Source organism: Pseudoalteromonas galatheae (assembly GCF_005886105.2).
GTDB lineage: Bacteria > Pseudomonadota > Gammaproteobacteria > Enterobacterales > Alteromonadaceae > Pseudoalteromonas > Pseudoalteromonas galatheae.
Window position 1 is genome coordinate 645184 of the sequence record NZ_PNCO02000002.1, and the last position, 20927, is coordinate 666110.

Sequence of the window (20927 nt, forward strand, 5' to 3'; positions counted from 1 at the left end):
ATTCTTATGCGTTTATCTAAATTAACCCTTTTCATCGCGCTTGCCACTTCTGCCACCTGGGTACAAGCTGCTGCTTCTTCCAATGAGGATGTTTCTCAGTCGACAGTGGTAAAAACAGACTTAGATGCAGTGACTGTCACGGCAACGCGTACCGCAAAAACCGCATTGCAATCGGCACAAGCGGTGAATGTTATTTCGTCGGAGCAAATAGAGCGCAAATTAGATAGCAGTGTATTTGAGACCTTAGATACCATTCCTAATGTTTCTGTCAGTGGTGGGCCAAGAGCGGCTGGACATAAGTTCAATATTCGTGGTTTTAGTGACGCGGAAGACGTGATGGTGACGATTGATGGCATGCTGCAAACTTTTGAAAAATATCGCATGGGTAGCCTGTTCACTGATCCGGAATTATATCGCTCGATAAGCATTAAACGAGGCACGAGTACTGTGCTGCATGGGGGCGGTGCACTTGGTGGTGTTGTTCAGTTTGAGCTAAAAGACGCCGCTGATTTTTTACAGGATGGTGAAGTCGCTGGCGCTAAAATTAAGCTTGGTTATGACAGCAACAATGCCCAGAAGAATGCCTCTGTGATCGCTTTTGCAAGGCCGAATGATTCGCTCGACTTACTAGCTGGTGTGGTAAAGCGCGACAGTGATGATTGGGAGCTTTCTAATGATGAAACTTTGGACAACTCGGCAATCGAAAATAGCTCTGTTCTGTTAAAAGGGGAATATTTTTTAGGTGATGATGCCATTGTGGGGGCAAGCTACACCGAAACCACAGATAACCAGCGAACCGAGTTTAATACAACAGATCCGGGCGCATGGGGGACGGTGTACCGTGAGGTAGAGCAGTCCGTTACTAACCTGAGTTATGAACTCAACCCTGCGAATAATCCTTATCTCAACCTAAGCGCTAAGGCCGGTTATACCAGTAGTCAAGTCACTGAATCTGATGGTGTCGGCATGCTTGAGGACTACATAGGTATTGAATCAAACTATGAATACAACATCACCACTCTGGATGTAATGAACACCAGCGTATTGGACTCACATACTTTGACCTATGGCGTGCAATATACCGACAAAGAGCGTATTGGTGAAAAGACCGCATTACCGTGCATAAAACTCAACTACGAGACCTACGCCTGTGAGCAATACGGCACGACAAAAGTGACAGCCGAGATGACATCCCAACCGGGTGGTACACAAAAGCGCTCCGGTGTGTATATCCAAGATGAATTCACTTGGCAGCAACTTACTGTGATCGCAGGACTTCGCTATGAACGCTATAGCACTTCACCAACGGCTAAATTCCAACAGATGTTTGCAGCACTAGATAGTAAAGTGACACACAGTGATTGGGCGGGGGCTCTGAGTGTAAACTATCAACTAACACCACAGTGGGCGGTGTTTGCAAACCGCCAAGAAGGTTTCCGAGCACCACTTATTGACGAGTTATACGATCAATATGGTGGCAGACAACCAGGATTAGCGTTAGACGTAGAATATAGCAACAATACCGAAGTTGGCGTGACCTATCAGGCAAATAACATACTCACTGACAATGACACATTAACAGCACGTTTTATCTATTTTGATATCTCGGTAGACGATGAAATCACGTCGGTCACCAGTAATGTGACCAATCCCGTACCAGCACCGCGTTATGCGAATCGCGCTAGCAATGATAGAGACGGCATTGAGCTGGAAGTAAACTTTGCAACACCGCGCTTTTACAGCAACTTTTCTTACAGTGACATAGACGGAAAAGATCAAGACAACGAGCCTTTATGGTATTTGCCTGCAGACAAAATGGCTTTGGATTTAGGCGCCTCGTTATTTGATAAAGCCATTCAAGTTGGTGCACAAATAGTAAGGCGTGGCGATCGTGATGTGCAGGTGATGGACCGTGCAACAAGACAATACTCAACGCAAACACAAAAAAGCTACATTCTGACCGACTTATACGCGAGTTGGGATATTAATGCTGCGTTTAATCTAAGAGTTGCTGTCGATAATGTCTTTAACAAAGAATACAAACTGATGGCTGGTACCGGTGGTGGAATAGGCGATTACGGTTTTGGCCGCAATATTAAAACCCAGATCAGCTGGCGTTTTTAAGGAGAGATCATGAAGCAATTAATTCAAGACTATAAAACCTTGTTAGCGGGTGAGCCAAGACTGCGGCCCGTTGATGCAGCGATGCAACTTGGTGTGAGTGAAGCCGAGTTATTGAATGCTCAACAGGAAGAAGCGGTGACTGCCACGGTAACGCGCTTAGACGAAACGCAGATTGCCGATATCCTCAAAAGCCTGAAAAAACTGGGTAAAGTGATGGCGCTGACGCGTAATGGCAGTGTGGTAAATGAAATTAAAGGGTTATACGAAAAGCTCTATGTTTCGGACAATAATGGCAAACTGAGTGGTATTGCAATCAATCCCGGCGGTATCGACTTGCGGTTATTTTTGTATCGTTGGCAAAGCGTATTTTTAGTCGAAACTGAAAGCCACACGAGCTTTCAATTTTTTGATGAAAACGGCCGTGCGGTACATAAGGTTTATACTACGAATGAGTCGGACTTTAATGAACTGGTGAATATAAAAGCACGCTACCAACTAACATCACAGCGCCCATTTAGCGTGAAGCCATTTGAACTGGTGGAGCCTACAATTACTCAGCCGAGCGCTGAGCAACTAGATAACTTTAGGAGTCAGTGGAGTGAGCTTGAGGATGTGCACCATTTTCCAAAGCTTTTAGAGACATACAACCTTGAACGGTTGCAGGCCCTTGAGCTCGTCGGCTCACCATGGAGCTTTGAGCTACAGAGCTTTGAACTTGCTGATATTTTTCAACAAGCAAAAACGTTTAAGCAAGAGATTATGGTATTCGTTGGCAACCCAGGTGCGGTACAGATTTTCTCTGGAAAGGTTGAAAACCTCAAGCAAGTTGGCCCTTGGTTTAACGTCTTAGATCCTGAGTTTAACCTGCATGTAAAAGCAGACGAGCTAATCCGCGCGTTCGTGGTCAGAAAACCCACGGATAACGGCAATACGGTGGTTACCTCTATTGAGTTTTTCGATGCCAATCGCGAAACGGTACTAACGCTATTTGGCCGCCGCATTGAAGGCAAAAAGCAAACCAATGAGTGGCAAGCCCTCTGTGAGCGATTGATCCACAAAGGACAGGTTGCGGCGTAATATCTGAGCTATAGAAAAGCTATCTTTTACAACCAGCTATATTGAAAAGGGCTCAATAAACGAGCCCTTTGATTTTCTAGTGCCAAATAGGCGTGACTTCTGAGACCAAGATTATTCGTTTAGAGATGGTATTTTGCTGCGCACTCTCCATTCTTGTCGCCATTGCACTATGGCACAGTGGACGGGAAGTACCACGTTGACACTCGTCCATAATCACTCCTGACCCCACCGGTAATTCAGTAAAGAGCCGAAGATCTTGGGTACTAACATTATCTATAGGGGTGTTTACCGCGATACCGTCAGCTATCACAAACTCCCCGCCTGATACATTTTCTCTGGCCAGCGTAAGGATTGAGGTAATCGTTTGATGACTTAACCCGTCGAAATGAAGCGTATTAGGGGTTACCAAGCAATCCGCGTAAGGTGTCGGATAATAGCCAATAAACTGATGCTCAATATGGTACGACGGTGCCGAAATTGAATGTTGGATCAAAAATTCAGTCAGCGCTGTGATCACTGGGTGGTTGCAAATCAATGTACCGTCACTGCAATGTGTTATTGCTTTGAACCACCTTTGTTTACCCCCTGCGTCCGGGTTTAGTTGTTGAGGTAAGCCGTATACATAGTATTGGCCACCTTGTCGGTCCTCGGGAGTGATAAGGTGTGTGTTAGCGTCCTTGACGGTATAACGCACGATACCTCTTGCGTTTTGACCGGATGGAATATAGGTATCTAAGCCTAATTCAGGTTCCACCTGTTTCAGTAACAACTCAATATCTTGTATTGAACCAACGTTGAAATTTGGCAAAGAATATTGGCAGAAACCATTTCTTAACAATGTAGTTTTAGTCATTTTTGATTCTCCTATCTGACTTGCTTGATTTGTTTTCATAAAAATTTCAATAAGCTTTTTCATATGCACCTCATCGGATTTGTTTTGGTGTTTATAGATTTGCATTTAATTTATTGATTTTGAAGGAAATGATAGGAATCTAAACGGAATGAAAACTGAATTTTATAGTGAGTTTTAATGTGAAGGGCTTGTTCGAACGAATGGTTGCTGTACCGTATGCCTCACTCAGTTTTAGCTTAGTGGAGATTAATTGAGCTGGGTAACTCGAATTAATATTAATCTATGCTTTCTCAATAGTTTAAAGGGCTGTGGGCAGGACAAATGGAAAGCCTTTTGGGCTAGTACATCTAGGATGTATATTTTCTCTTGCACTTTGGAGGAAAGCTATGAGTAAAAGTGAGCAGGAACAAGTAGTCATCGGTAGAATCTGAATAAATCCACGAAAACTACTTGAGTAGAGAGCGATTTTTCTATTTACAGTAACAATTGAGCGGTTACTTTGTTAATCCTCAAAAAATGCAAGTATATTAGGAATTGTACGGCCATAATCTATTTTTTTACTATTCGAATCATTTAGATACAACTTTAAAGAACCTCCACTGTCTAGAGTCATGACGTTAGACATATTGAGTCCATACATCTCTAGCACATCCTTTGCGTATCTATAATTTTGACACTGGCTTACCAGAATGACTAGCTTTTCATGCTTGTTTCCTGGGTTGTTATCAGCATCAACTGTACCGACAAATCCCCTTGGATAACCACCTCCAAAGCTGCAGTTGTATCCTTTTATGGAACTTAAATGATTGGTAGTAAAGGCATATGCGTAAGATACTAAATTACTGCGCCGATATGTTGCATTATCAAAGTCAGTCAATGCTGCAAAATAATCTCGTGAATCATTGGGTTGGAAGGAAGTGACATCATCAAATTCATCAACACGCCCTACAAATGCTTTACCGCCACCGATTTCAAGCTTAGCTAAATTATCAAGAGCGTAGTGCCAAGTTTGGTCAATGCTATCCTCGTAATACCCAGAATCTTCATGATAAAAGGAATGTTTTAATTCTCCTCCCTCCATCCAAATTGAATGTGAGCGGTTAGGAAATAATATCCCTCGCTTTTCACCTACGTTTGAACTAACAGGGCCAAAGTAACTTAAGTTAGTGAAACCGACATATGATTGAGTCAAATCAGTGTCTAAAGCTTTTAAAGCATTATGAAATCCGTATCCGCTGGCTGCTTTGAAGTAATAATATGGGGTGCTATCTTGGTGTGAATTTCCCCCCATCATCCAGGACTTGGCCGCAGAGTGCTTTTCAGAGCTAATTATTAGTGGGTGTCCGCCTTTATCTAAGTTAACAATTATCACGTAATCGTCGGCTCCGCTGCTATAACTGATTTTATACACATCAACACCGGATCCAATAATGCCATCAGTATTGCTAAAGGTTTTATAATTGGTGGCATTAACCGGGGCGCTAGTCATAGCATCATGAGTAGGTAGCGTGAAGGTAGCCTGTGATTTGAGTGAGTAACTAGACAAAGCGATAACACTCAGTATTGGTAGAAATTTCATATTAAACTCCTTTTGTTAATTTCCCTTAACTTTATTGACTTTTAAAAACTCCGTTAAGGGTGGTTATTTCTACCTTGACGCACCTGTTTGAACTAGGAAACAGTGCTAATTCTTGCTTGCTAAATAAGAGTGTTTGATGCTGCTTTACATGGTTATAATTTCTATTGTTATGATTTTTAATGGCTTTTTATCTTTTTTTGAGCAAGATTTCGTAAAGTTCACAACGATGCAAGTTACCGAAGGGCTAGTGACTTTCATAATTTATTATTAAGGTAACAAAGTGAAATTATATTTGAAAATTATGTTTTAATTGTATAGAAATGTAATATAAATGTGGTTTTTAGACCGGTAAGTGAGATTTTTTGGTATGCCTGAGGGTAAGGAGCGCGAAATGGAACAAGTTTATAACTTTGCGGATGAGATGCAATTAGAGTCTTTAAGGCAGCTAATTGTTGAGAAGATTAATCAGAAAGGACTATCTGAACAGCAAGTTATAGACAGTGCTTACATGAGTGATAGAAGCCTTCGCAATTATAAGACAGAAGGCTACTTAGCCAGTTTAGCGCCACTCTCGTCATCGACGGTAAGTAAGCTAAAGAATCTATTGACTGCGCTTAATATTGAGCCTGAAGAAGTGCTAGAGTACCACCAAAAGCGAATAGAAAATCAACAAAACAACCACCACTCAGACCCTACAAATCAAAATGGACAGCAAAGCAATACTCAGTTTCAAGGGTGCACCTTTAACGGCGGGGCGAATGCACCAAATGTCATCACTGGTAATAGGGACATTACGCTTAACTTTGGTGCTAAAGACTAAAGGTAGCCTTAAATTCCGATAAGGGGTGGTTTGACCCTGTAAATTTAAGCTAGTTAAGAAGCTTGTATCTTTCATAGCGAAGTACTCGCTATTTGAAGCTCTTAAGGCTTAATTGCTCCCGTTTTTAAAATTTTAAAAGTGATTTTATATGAGTGCTGATCCAAAGGAAGCAGAGGTTGGTTCAAGCATTGGCATCGAAACCAATGCATATGATAATGATGTTCCGCAGCAACTAAGCCAATTTGATAGTAGTACGTTTGAAGAAGCTGTGATCCAAGGGAACAGAGATGTTCAGGTCAATAACTATTTCTCAAATGCTGATAAGAAACCACTGAAGTATGAAGCACTTCAGTTAAGAACGTTTCCAAAAATTGCGAGTAATGAGGTCATTTTAGATGACGTCAAGTTAGCCGAACTTAACAATTTCCTCATTTGTCACAACTGGCTGATTATTGAAAAAAACAACGAGAATGCCTTTTATCTCTCAGAGGCTATTGCTGCTGCTTTACAGCAAACCGAAATATCATCTTACTACATACGTCACAATTCATGTCGAATGACTGAGTACTTAGAATCAAGATTTCCTTACGTAGAAAGTCAACACGCGTATGTTATTAGGCAACCAATAGAAGACCTAGAAAGTTTCGAGCGCTTTATCGAAACCCGTGAAAACCTAAATGCACTAACGTCTAAACTAAAAGCACGCAAGGCGACGTTGCTTATGGTATTGGATAGTAAAGGCGATAGTGATTGTCCTAGAAGGATCCAGGAATACCTGCGTTTCAACTCTATAAGTGCTATGCAAGGTTATTGGCAGCCTGCAATTCACTTTACACATGACCCGTTACCTGCGGCGGCAATAGATAACGATGATTGGTTGGGGTGTTTAGTTATTTCGCTAACTTGTTGGTTTAACAACATGCCACTGGTGTTATTTCAAACAGCAATTGCTAAGGCATTTGATCATAAATTAAAACAAGCTAAAGAAATGGGGGAAGGGGTAGAAGCGTTAACTCATGCTTATGCTCGTTGGCAGCAAGATCCTGATGCGTTTTTAAAATTAGCTGGGCTTGAGCTCTCATCATCGTCAGGCTTGGACATTTGTTGTATCCGGCTAAGTTCGCTAAAGCAGGCAAGCGTATATCGAGAAAAGTTGCTTACAAACAATCCATTCCAACTAGCTGTACTCTCGCCAATTATTGAGGAAGTCATTTTTGATCAGGATATAACAAACGAACTCCTTGACATAGATGCACTTTTTTCAGACCTTGCCTATCTCTACTTAAAGCTTTCTGAAGCTGGGGTAATGACTGTAAGCAGTGATTATCTATTAAAGATATTTGAGCGTTATCGTCAGTGCCAAGATTCAAAAATAATTCATTTTATTTCATTTGTTAGGGCGCTTTCTTATCAAGATAGATTTAAGTCGGCCATCGATGAATTTATTTATCAACTACTAGGACAAGTGGAAAAGAAAGAGAAAGATTTAATATCTATTTCAGACTTGGAAATTCATATTGAAAACTGGGTGCCTGCATTTAAATCAACCTATGAAAATAAGCTTAAAGAGGTGGTATGTGATTTCAAAAATCACCTCTATTTTTTGTTTAATACTCTAGCCTACTCAATTGAATTTGAAAGTGAGTCTGAAGTTTTGTCATTGGAGTATATATTTTCTAAAAGCTATGAGCTTGGGTTGGATAAGGGTAAAAAGTGCCCTAGTTTTGCGGTGCTTCGTTACTATTTTTCTGGCTATTTATATAGTGATGCATCTCATTTATTAAAAATACTAAAAAGTATACTTTCTGATAGTGAACAGTGTGTTTTAACTTTAATGATTGTAAGAATTTTTGTTTTTAGTCTTATGCACCGTGTGTTAGAAGGAAATAATCAACTTGACGATAAGGCAACCTCTTACTTGATTACGTTAATTTTTGAAGAGGGAGCGGAAGAGTTAATTTACCAATTGCTCGCGATGCCTAGTTTGAATGAAAGTTTAAAGAAGAGAAATATCACTGCATTTTTAACTGCATCAATTTATATAAAACAGACGCTGATCCAAGCGCAATATGTCACCGATGAAAGCGCATATGAGCATTACGACATGATGCTTACAGAGTTGGATGAAAAATTCAAACGATTGAATCAATTGTTTGCCATTGCTTGCACCAGAAAACAGTACGAGCAAATTAAAGCGGATTTAAGAATTCAGCGAGATAAGGCGTTAGCGCAGTACAGAGATTGTAGAGCAGATAAAAAGCTGAGGATGCTACTAAAGCTAAAAAAAGGCGTGTTAAGCGAAGCTATTAAACAATTTAAAAAACCTAGAAGAGAATCCTACCATGCATGAAAGCGTCTCTAATTTGAGCAACTTAATCAGAAAAGTCGATACTAACTTTCACAATCCGAGAGTTCATGGAGAGGGATTTGTTGTCACTTGGAATAAGAAAACCAACCAAATCGTAACCAAGCAAGGTTTGCTATCTGATTTATTTAATAAGAAAAATTATGAATATTTCTTTGTTAAATCTCATACAAAACCAATCGTCATTAGCAAAATTCCATTTGAATGGCATGAAGGTGCAAGTGAGATTGCACTAGAGTTTTATGCTACTTTTCAGCTTAAAATTACAGATCAAACTGAAGCGCATAAGTTAGTCGAAATCTTAAGTATGTCCGGTACGCCGGAAAAAGGATTATTTAATTTAATAGATAAGCACCTGCATCACTGCATGTCGAAAATGTATAAGAAATGTTTGGACTCACAAAATAGCAACTTATTAGATGAGTTTTATCAGCTAGAGCTACAGCGTGGAGAAAGCAGTGAATTAAACACGTCGGTGTGCGAGCAAATGCAGCAAGAATTAAAAGGAATGGATTTTAATATTGGCTTCACACTGCGTAACGCACCAGAGCGATATGCCGAATTTAAATATAGTACCAAGATTAAAGAAACGGGCTTAGAAGTAACGTCCGAATGTCAAATGACATTGAATAACTACCAAGCCTATCGCAAGTCTGAAATTAGCGATATCGAGGGGGTGGTAGCACACATGAAAGCGGGTATTGATAGAGCAATCCGTCAGCATATTTTGGGCAAATCTGAAATGGATTTGCTGAGCAACTTCAAAACGGCAACGAGTCAAGACGTCTCTATCTCCGATCAGGTTAAAAATAGTGTTAAGCAACAAGCTACCGCAATTGGTTATGAACTTAATTCATTTCATACATTACCAAACATTGCTCCGCTGAGGTTATTGAATGGGTTGATGCTCACGTTTGATAAAGAAGATGGCGCATTTAAAACGGGGATGTTTGGTAGCCGTGTAAGGTTAAATATTCGCATGGAAGTTAAGGCGAAAGAAGGAGAGTTTGAAAAATATCGTCACTTATTTGCAAGTAGTGAAAACGACAATCAGATTGATTTGTTAGCGATAACGCAAGCACAAATTCTCGACAGAATAAAAGTACTAGTACACGACATTTGCAAAGAAGTGATGTTGAATGACAAGTTTAATCATTACAAAGCATTAAGTCAGTTTGAAGAATTAATTCGGCCTCAACTTGAAGGTGAAATTGGCAAACGATTAAGTGAACAGCATGGCTTGGTGGTAAGTATTAAGTCACTAATGGCAGTTGAATCTGAAGATGCCATGAGGCTTGAAGAGCTAAGAGGTAAAAAAATACCAATCCAATTTAAGCATTTTTTTGGTGGACAAGACGGGATTGGTGCCGAGTATTCATTCAGTGGCGCATTTGAAGTGCTCGGTCTAGTCGTCAGTGATGCCGGTGGTGAACATAGTTGGGAAACGTTTGAAAAATGGGACTTTGGTTACCGAATCGATTCTCCTGAGCGTCATACCAACACAGCCCTTAAAGGGAATGACGATAGAGTCTGTAAAAAATTGGCGATTGAGAATGAACTAGAAGATATAAAACAGGAAGTTATTAGGCTTTTCAAGGCATCAACATTACTTATCCCTTCCATTACGCTTTGGGTAAACAAACGTGAATATAACGCAAAGTTACAAGATGAATTACTCAGTGAGGTATCGGCTCTGTTGAGGCGCAGTCGAGGAATGGATCTACTGATTGAAAGACTAGAAATTAAAGACGAAAGCCTGATCCAAGCGCAGCTTGATAGTCGAGATCGTAAGCTCAAATCAATTGCCGATGTCGATAGTATGCGTTTAGAGCAGCGTTTAGTTGATTTAAAACAAAGCAAAGACGAAAAGCAAAAGCTGGCAGACGAAGTTACAGAAAGAAGGTTGAGTTTCCTGCGCGACAGCGATGATTTTGAGGACTTACTAGAAGAAAAAGAGCGTATCGAAAATGATTACCGTCATTTAAATACTAAAGAGTCGACCATAGAAGAGCTACTACCTGCCCCTAACAGCCATGCCTCGAGCGATATCGAAGAATTAGCTGATGTACTTACTAAATCCAATAACCAGTGGGAAACGAACGATGAAAAGTAGGAAAAACCTTGTTGCTGCTTCAATCATGACAGCTTTGCTATCCGGGTGTGCAATGACTGACGACACTAAAACTCGAGCTGAGGGAGCATCGACAGGTGCGCTCATTGGTGGTGCGCTTGGTTTGGTGTTAGGTGACAATAAGCAAGCCGCTATGATTGGTGCATTGATTGGTGCTGTTGCCGGTGATCTTTATACCAAGAGTGTGGTTAAGAAGAAGCAGGATTACGCTAATACTGAGTTATATATGCAAGATGTGATTAAAGGGGCACAAGAGAAACTTATCGCAGCAAAAAATGAAAGAGAAAAAATTCATTTGGAAATAGAAGGTTATACCGCTCAGTTAGAAAGCATTGAGGCAGAGTCTCAAAAACGCAGTGCTGAGTATAGTGGCTTAGAAACGCAAAAAGATAGCTTGTCTAAAGCGGTTTCCAAGTCAGCTAAGTTAGTCGAGATATTGACTGAAGAAATTCAGTACCAAAAGGATGTGCTGGCACAAGAAAGAGAAACAGTTTCTGTACAATTAGCCTCACATAGTGAAACGGTTATTCAACAACTTCTTGCTGAAAAGAACGAGCTAGAACTCATGCAAGCCCAGCTAGCTTCATTAGATAGACGGAAATTATACTAATGCTGAAGCGGGTTATATATTGCTTGTTTTTGTCTTTGCTATCAGGTTGTGAGACGACAGGTGATCCAACAACTGGTGGGCTGTATGGATGGAGCGAAGAAAAAGCAAAGCAACGACAGGCACAGCTAAACCGAAGGGTAGTGGATATCGAAGCTCAAATGAATGCGATTGAAGAAGAAAATCAAGAGCTTGAAAGTGACAAGGTACAACTAACGCAGTTGATAGTAATACAAAGTGAGAAGTTAAACGCTTTAATTGCAAGCCATGATGCGTTGCTGGGTAAGATAGAAACATACAAAGGTCTTGAGCGTATTAATCAGACAAAAATTAGCCAGCTGAAAACACGCTACCCATGGCTCGGTCTGAGTCGAGAGGAGGTCTTGAGACAATTTCAAGAAGCGGCAAGCGAATCACGACAACAGCAAATGCTAAACCAGCTAGAGAGTGAGCTTGAATCACTAGCACAAGAAATAGATATGATACTTTGAGTAATGTAGATGTCGATTAAACCAATAAAAGCACAATATTATTGCAGCAATATAGAACACTGTAGTAATGCTCGGGCGCATAAGTTATTTACTAAATCATATGCCAACAAGTGTGGTGTTTGTGCTCAGCCATTACTGTTTGCGCGTTGGCATTTTTCGTTTGTTACTTCCTTTAGTTGGGTACTTTGTTTATCAACATTAGCAGCGCTGTCTTATCCATATTTCTTTCCTAAAGAATATGAAAATATTACTTTTTCTGGTGTGAAGACTGAAGTTCAAGAGTCTAGTGCTGTCGTGGAAGTTACTCTTCATCGAACAACCAACATTGATTTAGTACAACAGATTGAGTTGATAACAGAAGATGGTACTGCAAAAGCAGCTGAGGACTATCGAGCTCTTGATATTGCTTTACAGTTCCAGCCTGGTGAAGTGCAAAAATCAATAAATATTCCTATTATTCCTGACTCTGATGTCTATGAAAACAATGAAATGTTTTACATTAAGCTGAAAAATGTGAAAGGGCAGCCGTCACATATCGTGATGATTGTCGAAGCTGGAGTAAACAAAGACTTAGTGGAAAAAAGCAGCCTTTTGGTAAGTAACCTTTCAGCTCTTGCTGCGGACCTTTCGAATGATTTGAAACAGCTTGAGATCCTTGGTAACTATTTGTCAAGAAAAGAAAACCCAAAGGCTAACTTGGTCAAGAATTACCGTGATACTCAAGATAATATTCAAAGAGCGAGAGAAAAATACATTATTCTGTTTAATGAAGCTTTAGATTTGGATCCTAATGTTTTGAGAAATGCACTGGACTCCCACCTTGAAGCGCTGAAAAAACAACAGTTTCATACTCAATATGAAGCAACAACAGTGATGAAAGCTCAGTTACTTGACTACTTGAGTTCCAGAGTTTCTAACTCGCCTAAGTGGCTTGAAGAGTTAGGTGAGGTGGTAAAACTTGAAGTGAAAGCAAATAACAATGGTAGTGTTATCTAATCTGGGTTGCTTGTTTATTGGGCTAACTTTCAACTAAGCCAATGGGCAGCGCACTCAGCGCTGCTGCATACTCCCCATCAACAGAAGTGAAAATCGAGAGAACTTTTGTTCATTATTCGATGAGTTAGCAATAGCTCATTGAAGCACCCTCAAATACCACGAGCCTTCAGCTTAAGGTGTTTAAGTTCAACCATTACATCGAACTACAATATTTACCTGCAAAACTTTCAAGCAAACCGATTGCTGGCTAAAGAGCTGGCAGAGTGGGTTGTCTGTAATTGACGTTTGTAAAAATACTGAGCTAGTTTGAAATCGTTTTATATCAAATGCTACAAGTAGCACCTTCCTTTTTCTAATCTATTTCCTATTTCTTTCCGAAGTTTTTAACTTATTGATATTAAATGGCTTATTGGTTTGTGATTTTGCCAAATATCGGCCTCTGGCATCTGCCATTATCGCCTTAACCTTATGTCTATCGGGCAAACAAGCAAATGCCTGATGCAAGGTGAACTCTGGCTGCAGACAGATTTTACCTCTCCTTTAAAAACAGAATGAGAGGAATTTACTATGTCTTTTAAAATTGAAGCATGTAATTTTAATAATATTGATGTCGCAGTTAAAACGTTGAAAGAAAACTATGTGGAAAACTTTCCGGCTATCAGAGTTACCAAAGATAAAATCTTAGGTAAAGGGATTTCTCTATACCTACTTAGTGATATAAGCCAAGTTCCACATAATCCAATAGCCACTTTTGGATTGAGCAGCGCGTATGAAGATGAAGATGTTTGGAAAGAAGTAAGGGCATCATTAAGCGATGGCTTTGACCCTAAAAAGGATGCAGTTGTCGGCCAGCTTAGTATATCGAGTAAAGATGTCGCAATTACCAGAGTGGTTTATGGCCTATTATCAGATAAAGCACAACAGATGGGTTTCGAGCGGTTGTTTTTTATCCTGAGAGGGAATGTTGATTTTTATAAAAAGTTATTTAACGCTATACTGATTAAAAATGATTGCAACTATGATATTGGGGTTGATAGGAAAATATCTGCTCTAGTTGTTGAAACGAAAGAAATAAAGAAAAGGGGGCTTCGCTTCCTAAATCGAAACTTATCATCTTGCTTTAATAAGAGTGATTGTCTAATTAAAAGGGAAATTATGAATAAATCTCATTGGGATGAATATAGTAGTGCATTTGACTCTATTATTACTCCACCACAAGTCGAACTTTATAATACAATTGCTCCGCTTTTGTCAGGAGTTGTTCTGGATGCTGGATGTGGAAATGGAAACTTAGCCGCTTTTGTTAATGGTGAAGTTTCTACTTATCACGGTGTAGATACGTCTCTTGATATGGTGCAAAAAGCCAACGCCAATCTGCAGAGACTGAAAGAACCACAGCGATTTCAAGCATTTCATGTCCAACTAGAAGAGTTTGTTAATACGCATCAATACGACGTGATTACATTAATAAACAGTGTTTACGCGATGGATAATCCGTCTTTGGTTTTTAAACACTGCTATAACTTACTTGCTCCGGGTGGTCTGTTAATTATCGCAAACCCCAATGAAAACATGACAAAATCTCACATGGAAATGATGATTGAGTTGTATGAAGCGCAATTTAGAGACAATCCTGCTGTTGCAGATTTTAAGAGATTGAACTTACAATTTGTCACACAATACCAACATTCTTTTTATACTTTAGATAAAGTTGAAGGTTGGCTAGAACAAGCTGGACTGTCTGTAACAAACAGAGATTGCACTCACTTTCATGGTGCAATGAATTTAATCGTAGCTAAAAAGTAGGAAAATAAAAATGCGCTATCAAGATCTAGTCGATTTGTTGAATGCTTCGAATCAAGCAGAATACACTGCAAGTTTTTATCGTGCCATCTCACATATCGGATTTGATAGCGCAATTTATGGTTTTTTGCCAAGCCATGAATTTGTTAAACACTTGAACCAAATGCCTATCATACTCGCCACCGAAAACGCCCCTCTGGATTATTTAAAGTACTATCAAGAAAATGAAATTTTTAAGCCTGAGACAGATATCTTCGTAGCTAAAATACTTGCTGGTCATCGAGATCCAATAAACTGGTGGCGGGACCTACATGGTTTCAACCCCACAGAGTTACAAGTTGCTACCTTGACCCATGCAAAAAACGAATTTGGTCTCAATAACGGTTTTGTCGTCCCGCTCATGTGCGACCACAGAGGCTACGCTTGTGTTACTTTGTATAGCAATTTAAGTGATAAAGACTTTAATCACCTCGTACAGGAAAATGAAGAACAAATCGGATTATTTTGCTCAGCGTTGAACAGCAAAATTTTCTCAGATCCAAACTTAGTTGCTGAGTTATACGACAATTATATAAAAATGAGCGATACAGAGCGTCAAGTGATGCGATACTTGGTTTCGGGGAAACCGATGAAGCAAATTGAAGATCATATTGGAATAACCTATCGCTACGCTGCAAAAGTAATTGATAAATTTAGAAAAAAGCATGGAAATGTTCCAAAAGATAAATTGCTTTATTCGCTAGGGCACTACTTTAGTTGATTTAACGCTAGTATTTCATATCTGTAAGCCAGCGGGAAGTTGCCACCACGCAATAGACTAGCGATTTTATAAGAGTCAATCTTATCGTTTTTGGCTTTACCACCGTGAATAGCTTTCATGCAAAGCGCATGACCAAGCACAAAATCAATATCATGCTCAGCACATAAATCACTACCCAATACCAACAATGCATGCATGGAGGTCAATTCCACAATAATATTTATGAAAAGTAGTATAGAATTTCATTGAGCTTTCTCCTTTTGGTTTGTTCGTCTTGAAGTTTAACTGTTCGCTAAACTTCGGGGTGAAGGTTCAATAGGTATCAAGAAAAGCAACCGGCCGGTTTCACTGCCGATTCTTTTGGCGTTAGAGTATTTGGGAAGGAGTTCAAATTTTGAGAAATATTAAAGATCTTACTGGGATTAGGCCATCTTGGCAGTTCGGTACTATTCTTTTATTAGTAATAATCGTTTTCGGTTTCTTATATTCATTATCTCAGGAAAATGAACTTGATAAGTTTTTGAATGAATGTGTCGGGTGCCTCGTTGATATACAAGAAGTTAACAATCAACAAGTATTTGAACTTGCTATGGCTATTTCAATATTTTCATTAGCAATTTCAACTTTGATTTTAATTATTTCTTTGCCTTTATACCTTTTCTCAAACGATTCTGATAGAGCCAAAAAAGCTGGTAAGTTAACAAATACCTCGTTCGGTTTCATAATAGCTTCTGGAACGGCTGTTATCGGAACATTAAGCTTTGGTTAAAAATACTCTAGCAAGTCTCTCAATTCGGGACTGCTAACAGCTTGTTTGGCTCCGCTTAGCTACACAATTTTAGCCAAGCTTTATCTGCCTGATAGTAGGGCGTTAGTCCATAGAATTCTTATGCGAAATTCACCTAATATAGCCGACGACATAGCTCATTTCTGTCCAAATACGAGTTAGGCGAACGTCCGCTATCGTAATTAGATTTAAGATATTAAGTTGCTGTTGAACCGCCGAGTGTGACACACATACAACAGCCAAGTTTAATTTAGCCCTGTTATTCTGGTTTATTAACGTCAGGTGGTTTAGTTGTGGTCTCTAATTAAGTCAACTCGGGCTAGATTTTATGGCCCACTCATCAAATTGTGCATGAGTGGGCCTGCTTTATTTTTAGTTTGTTGAGCGATCACTTACGATAGGTGATGGCGGGTTTTTGGGCTTATTACTCTGGTGTAGCATAAAGTAATACTGTTGGCGTTCATTGGGTTGATTATTGATATCAATACGTGCAACTCCTGCGATTACGTCTAAACCATCGGCACTCTTCACCAAGGGGTAGTCGTTTGGACCGAGAGAGAGTAGTGATACTCTGTTGAACACTAAAGTTTCTACATTCTGAACTGTTTGATGTTGGTTATCTTCACTGACATCAAAATAGTGGTCGCCGCCGTATACATCTTTTCCAATGTTACGCATAAATGCCCCCATACTGATAAGGAAGTTGTTTTCAACTTCAATGCCTTTTAGTCCATAGAACAGCTCGTGCTCACCGACAAATACAATTCTTCCCCCCTGCGCAGCAAATTGTTTTAAGCGACTGACTTCATCCGGAGAATATGAGTTAAGTGGAGTCCAGAGTACGATAAGTTTTATTTGTGGGTCATCAAGATCCCAATCTTCTAGAGACTGATATGTAATAACTTCAAAGCCTAAATCTTCCCAAGTACTGTACAGGTAATTAATAGATTGGCATGACCAACTGCAGCGAGAATCATGAGATCGATCTAGGACTATTTTAGAACCTCGGGCACGGAGGCTGTTTCCTGAAAAACTGGCTAGGTTTTTCGCAAACTGTGTGTTATCAGCTTTGTAAATCCGTTCATTATCTAGAATATTGACATCATTGAATACAATTAAATCTCCACCAGCTGCAGGTGCGACGTTACTGTCAAACGTAAAGCCAATAATTGAATTAGCTCGGCTCCCCTTACTATCTGTCGCAAAGAGTATAATGTTGTTTTCACCTTGAACAAAAGACTCCGCTGGTTGAGTGAGTGCGAAACTGCCACTATTAAGCGCAAAGCTAATGTCTCTTTTAGCCTCTCCATTTATAGAAATAAATAATTTGGCGATACTTGATTGAACTGTTTCAATCTTGCCTTCTATTAAGATGTTACTACTCAAAATTGCGCCAGGTGTTGGAGACAATACTGTGATTTGTGGTGGAACTTTTAATGTTAACTCAGATGTTGGCTCGGAAATTGCGCGATAAGCGCTTAAATCGCTTTCGTTTCCTGTTAAAGCAACATCTATGATGCATGCTTCAAGCCTGCTTTTTATGCTTACATACTTTTGGCACACTTCTTTAACCCGTTGATATTCCGCACTACCAATTTGTGCCTCTAACCTCGCTTGAGTTAACAATGTCCGTGGAAAGTTAAGGTCAACGAAGCTTTCAGGAGTCTCATCATTGAAGTAGTCGAACAAAGAGGATTCGGATGTTACACGCCAACTATTACCATAAATATCATAAAGTTGATTAAAGTTACCTTTGTCTTCAATTTGCTTGCCGTTAGCATCCGTTAAGTCATTGTCGACGTTGCCATCAAAGTATCCAAGTAATCCATTAACGCTGCCCGCACGAGAGTTTGGTAAAAGCACTTCTGTCTCGACAAACTCACCCCGTCTATACACCTTTAGTAATGAGGTGTCTGGCCAAGTTATTTCGTAATGACGATTATTTTGTTTAAAGATACTTGCTTGATTAGGAAGCTCACGAGCACCGTTATTCAATGTTTGTAATTGACCATCAATAAGCACGGCAAGGCCTTCATCATTTGGGTAAAAGGTGACTCTTATTCCTGCTACATTTGCGGCGACAGCGGCATTGAAAGACACATGTTGATTGCCAGGGACTGCGACATAACGGCCCTGAATCTCAAAAGAGTCGATATTGGACTTGGCTAAGATATACTCACCAACACCATTAAATCCATAGTTTAAGCCGTCAAACGTACGTAAATTTGGGTCTCCTGTGACACGAGCTTGTTTGCGCGGGTTGCCTAGGTTGTCGTCAATTGGGTTGCTATCATCTACGGGCTCACCACTGAGCAGAATTAATTGAACTGGTTGGTTGGTGTCCTCGGTAACGGTGATTGTAATGCGCTCTGGTTGAAAACCCGATTTAGAAGCGATGACATGATAATCACCAACCGCGAGTGGTGAAGAACTAAAGGCGCCACTGGTATCGGATGATAATTGTTGAGAAAGCCCAGTGCTAACGCTTGTTAGTGAAACATCAGCACCCGTTATGGGGCTGCCGTCAACATCGGAAATAGCACCTGTAAGCGTATTGAATTGAGTCTCAAATGGGCAAACTTCAGAGCTCCAAATTGGTCGATTAAAATCGTAAAGAGGAATATTTTTGTTTTTTTCTTCGTTGGTTAAGCCAAGAATATCTCCAACAAATCCATAATCTAAATTGGCATCAACACCTAAACCTAATGATAGCGCTAAGCTGCATTTGACTGTCTGTTGTGTATTGTTAAGTACTGCAGTTGCGATATATTCAGCATATGGCCCCATTGCTAATCCTGCTCCTGGGCCATCTAACTCTATTTTATTACCAAAAGGTAATGCGACAGATAACTCATAAGCAGAAAGCATAAACTGTAGTTCGGCTTCTACTTTTGCTGATGTTTCACCTGATAGTTGGTATTCAGGTCCAATTTGAGATATGACGGGTACAAAGCTGTTAACTGGGCTCAGTTTGTCGTTTTGATATTTGAATCCGGTTTTATACTCTCCTGAAGCACTAATACCCATTTTTAAATGGGCTTCACCTGCGACGCCCAAGTAAGCACCTAGTTGCGGATGTAGTTTAACGTTCAAAAACAAAGGTATTGGTCCAACAAACAGCTTTACGTTTTTGTTGACTATAGGGTTGAATACTTTGCTTTTGCTCAGACTGCCTTGATATTCATAGTCAGCATTAAGGTAGGTCTTAGTTAGATAATCTGCTTGAGCAATTGTAGAAAAGTGAGTTACTTCACCTCGAATAATTGAAAACTCTATCCCAATTGTAGCGCTTGAGTTCATCTCGAGTTCTACAACTGACGTGACCTCAGGGCTTAGTTTTTGCTGCAGTGTTCTTGAGAACGTTAAGATAGGAATATCTACACTTGACTGTACCGTATTACTAGCAGTTGAAACCGACTGATTAAGTGTTGCAGCTTGGTTCGTTATAACAAGGTCTAGTTTAACGTCAGCATCTGGAAAAGCTTTGTGTAATGGTGCATGGGAAGTAGTTAAAACATTACCATTAATATCAAGAACCTCACGCATAAACCCGGTATCATCATCAGCGGTGACACCGACTATAATATCACCGACTTGTATGTCGCTTAACGCACCTGCGGTGATTGTGAGTCTACCCATCTCCGGGGTAATTTCTACTCCCGATTGGCCATCAACGATGAAGGTCGTGTAACCGTCAACGCCTCTTGTTGCTGGCTTCAATTCGCTGCTCGGGTCTAATGTCGCGATGACTTCAGCATCTTCAAGCGGTTGCTCGTCATGATCACCTGTGTAGTCAACAAAATCTATTGCTTCAGCAACTGCCACATGGGCGCTTGCAGAGGTAGAGTAGCCTGATTTATCTGAGACTGTGACCGTAAACTCAAGGTTATCTCCAGTGTAGTCTTCAGGGATTTTTAGTGAAGCAAAGTCAGGTTTATCATTATCAATGTTAAGAACTATATCTGTTGATTCTTCCCATACGATGCTGTCAATTTCAACGGCACTCGATATATCCGCTTTTAATTGTGCCCACGATCCTTTCGCGATGCTCTGAGGTACTTGCAATTGAACCGTTATGTTGTTCAGGTTGTTTACGGTGACAACTACCTGATCAGTAGCACTTCCTCCCTCATCATCAATAACGGTTAATTCGAAGCTTAACTCCTCGTTTTCTGTGACATCTGGAGCCACGAATGAGGAAATTGCGTTGCTTTGGTCCGATAACAAAACAGGGGGGCCTGACAGTTGTTGCCATTGATAGCTTTTAATCACCCCATCGTTATCCGTGCCACTACCGCGTAACGTGACGGTTGCCTTTTCATCGACCGTTTGATGTTCTCCTGCTTGAGCAATCGGTAGGCTGTTTGTTGGCTTATCTATATCGTTATCTGAGTCCCCACCGCATGCGACTAAAGCGCCTGTTAACAACGTAATTAGGGTTGTGCGTAGAGGAATGCATTTATGCAGATCCATAACCATCCTTATGTATTTGAGCGAGAGCAAGTTGCTTTGAAAAATAAGAATGCGTGAAAAA

14 protein-coding genes and 1 pseudogene are annotated in these 20927 nt (G+C 40.2%); 11 read left to right on the plus strand and 4 right to left on the minus strand.

Annotated features, from left to right (window positions below):
• Positions 1–6 precede the first annotated feature (6 nt).
• A complete protein-coding gene (locus CWC29_RS20815) occupies positions 7–2124 on the plus strand; it encodes a TonB-dependent receptor domain-containing protein (protein ID WP_138523414.1) in 2118 nt (705 codons plus the stop codon).
• A gap of 9 nt (positions 2125–2133) precedes the next feature.
• A complete protein-coding gene (locus CWC29_RS20820) occupies positions 2134–3201 on the plus strand; it encodes a ChuX/HutX family heme-like substrate-binding protein (protein WP_138523412.1) in 1068 nt (355 codons plus the stop codon).
• A 76-nt stretch (positions 3202–3277) separates the two neighbouring features.
• Here the strand turns inward: CWC29_RS20820 and CWC29_RS20825 are convergent, their stop codons facing one another.
• Positions 3278–4054, minus strand: a complete 777-nt coding sequence (locus tag CWC29_RS20825; protein ID WP_161568694.1) for a 2OG-Fe dioxygenase family protein — start codon at positions 4052–4054, stop codon at positions 3278–3280.
• Between the two features lie 502 nt (positions 4055–4556).
• Positions 4557–5633, minus strand: a complete 1077-nt coding sequence (locus tag CWC29_RS20830) for a hypothetical protein (RefSeq protein ID WP_128727497.1) — start codon at positions 5631–5633, stop codon at positions 4557–4559.
• A 391-nt stretch (positions 5634–6024) separates the two neighbouring features.
• Between CWC29_RS20830 and CWC29_RS20835 the strand changes: the two genes are divergently transcribed.
• From CWC29_RS20835 to CWC29_RS20870, 8 genes are all read left to right on the plus strand, one after another.
• A complete protein-coding gene (locus tag CWC29_RS20835) occupies positions 6025–6453 on the plus strand; it encodes a hypothetical protein (protein WP_128727496.1) in 429 nt (142 codons plus the stop codon).
• A 148-nt stretch (positions 6454–6601) separates the two neighbouring features.
• On the plus strand, positions 6602–8803 hold the full coding sequence (locus CWC29_RS20840; RefSeq protein ID WP_128727495.1) for a hypothetical protein: 2202 nt from the start codon (positions 6602–6604) through the stop codon (positions 8801–8803).
• Complete coding sequence (locus CWC29_RS20845; protein WP_128727494.1) at positions 8796–10931, plus strand: hypothetical protein; 2136 nt, start codon at positions 8796–8798, stop codon at positions 10929–10931. The genes CWC29_RS20840 and CWC29_RS20845 overlap by 8 nt, the downstream gene beginning before the upstream one ends.
• Entirely contained in the window at positions 10921–11559 is a 639-nt protein-coding gene (locus CWC29_RS20850) for a glycine zipper family protein (protein WP_167815462.1), read from the plus strand. Before CWC29_RS20845 ends, CWC29_RS20850 begins: the two co-directional genes overlap by 11 nt.
• Positions 11559–12047, plus strand: a complete 489-nt coding sequence (locus CWC29_RS20855) for a hypothetical protein (protein ID WP_128727492.1) — start codon at positions 11559–11561, stop codon at positions 12045–12047. Before CWC29_RS20850 ends, CWC29_RS20855 begins: the two co-directional genes overlap by 1 nt.
• A 9-nt stretch (positions 12048–12056) precedes the next feature.
• The gene (locus tag CWC29_RS20860) at positions 12057–13043 is read left to right on the plus strand and encodes a Calx-beta domain-containing protein (protein ID WP_128727491.1); all 987 of its coding nucleotides are present in this window, start codon (positions 12057–12059) and stop codon (positions 13041–13043) included.
• Positions 13044–13610: 567 nt separating this feature from the next.
• Positions 13611–14849, plus strand: a complete 1239-nt coding sequence (locus CWC29_RS20865) for a class I SAM-dependent methyltransferase (protein ID WP_138523408.1) — start codon at positions 13611–13613, stop codon at positions 14847–14849.
• Between the two features lie 10 nt (positions 14850–14859).
• Positions 14860–15606, plus strand: coding sequence for an autoinducer binding domain-containing protein (locus tag CWC29_RS20870; protein WP_099032015.1), 747 nt, complete (start codon positions 14860–14862; stop codon positions 15604–15606).
• Positions 15607–15623: 17 nt separating this feature from the next.
• On the opposite strand, the pseudogene CWC29_RS20875 reads toward CWC29_RS20870, so the two are convergent.
• Positions 15624–15852: pseudogene (locus CWC29_RS20875) on the minus strand (IS110 family transposase); the annotation flags it as partial.
• A 148-nt stretch (positions 15853–16000) separates the two neighbouring features.
• On the opposite strand from CWC29_RS20875, the gene CWC29_RS20880 reads away from it, so the two are divergent.
• The gene (locus CWC29_RS20880; protein ID WP_128727489.1) at positions 16001–16375 is read left to right on the plus strand and encodes a hypothetical protein; all 375 of its coding nucleotides are present in this window, start codon (positions 16001–16003) and stop codon (positions 16373–16375) included.
• 390 nt (positions 16376–16765) lie between these two features.
• Here the strand turns inward: CWC29_RS20880 and CWC29_RS20885 are convergent, their stop codons facing one another.
• On the minus strand, positions 16766–20866 hold the full coding sequence (locus CWC29_RS20885; RefSeq protein WP_167815463.1) for a PKD domain-containing protein: 4101 nt from the start codon (positions 20864–20866) through the stop codon (positions 16766–16768).
• Between the last annotated feature and the right edge of the window lie 61 nt (positions 20867–20927).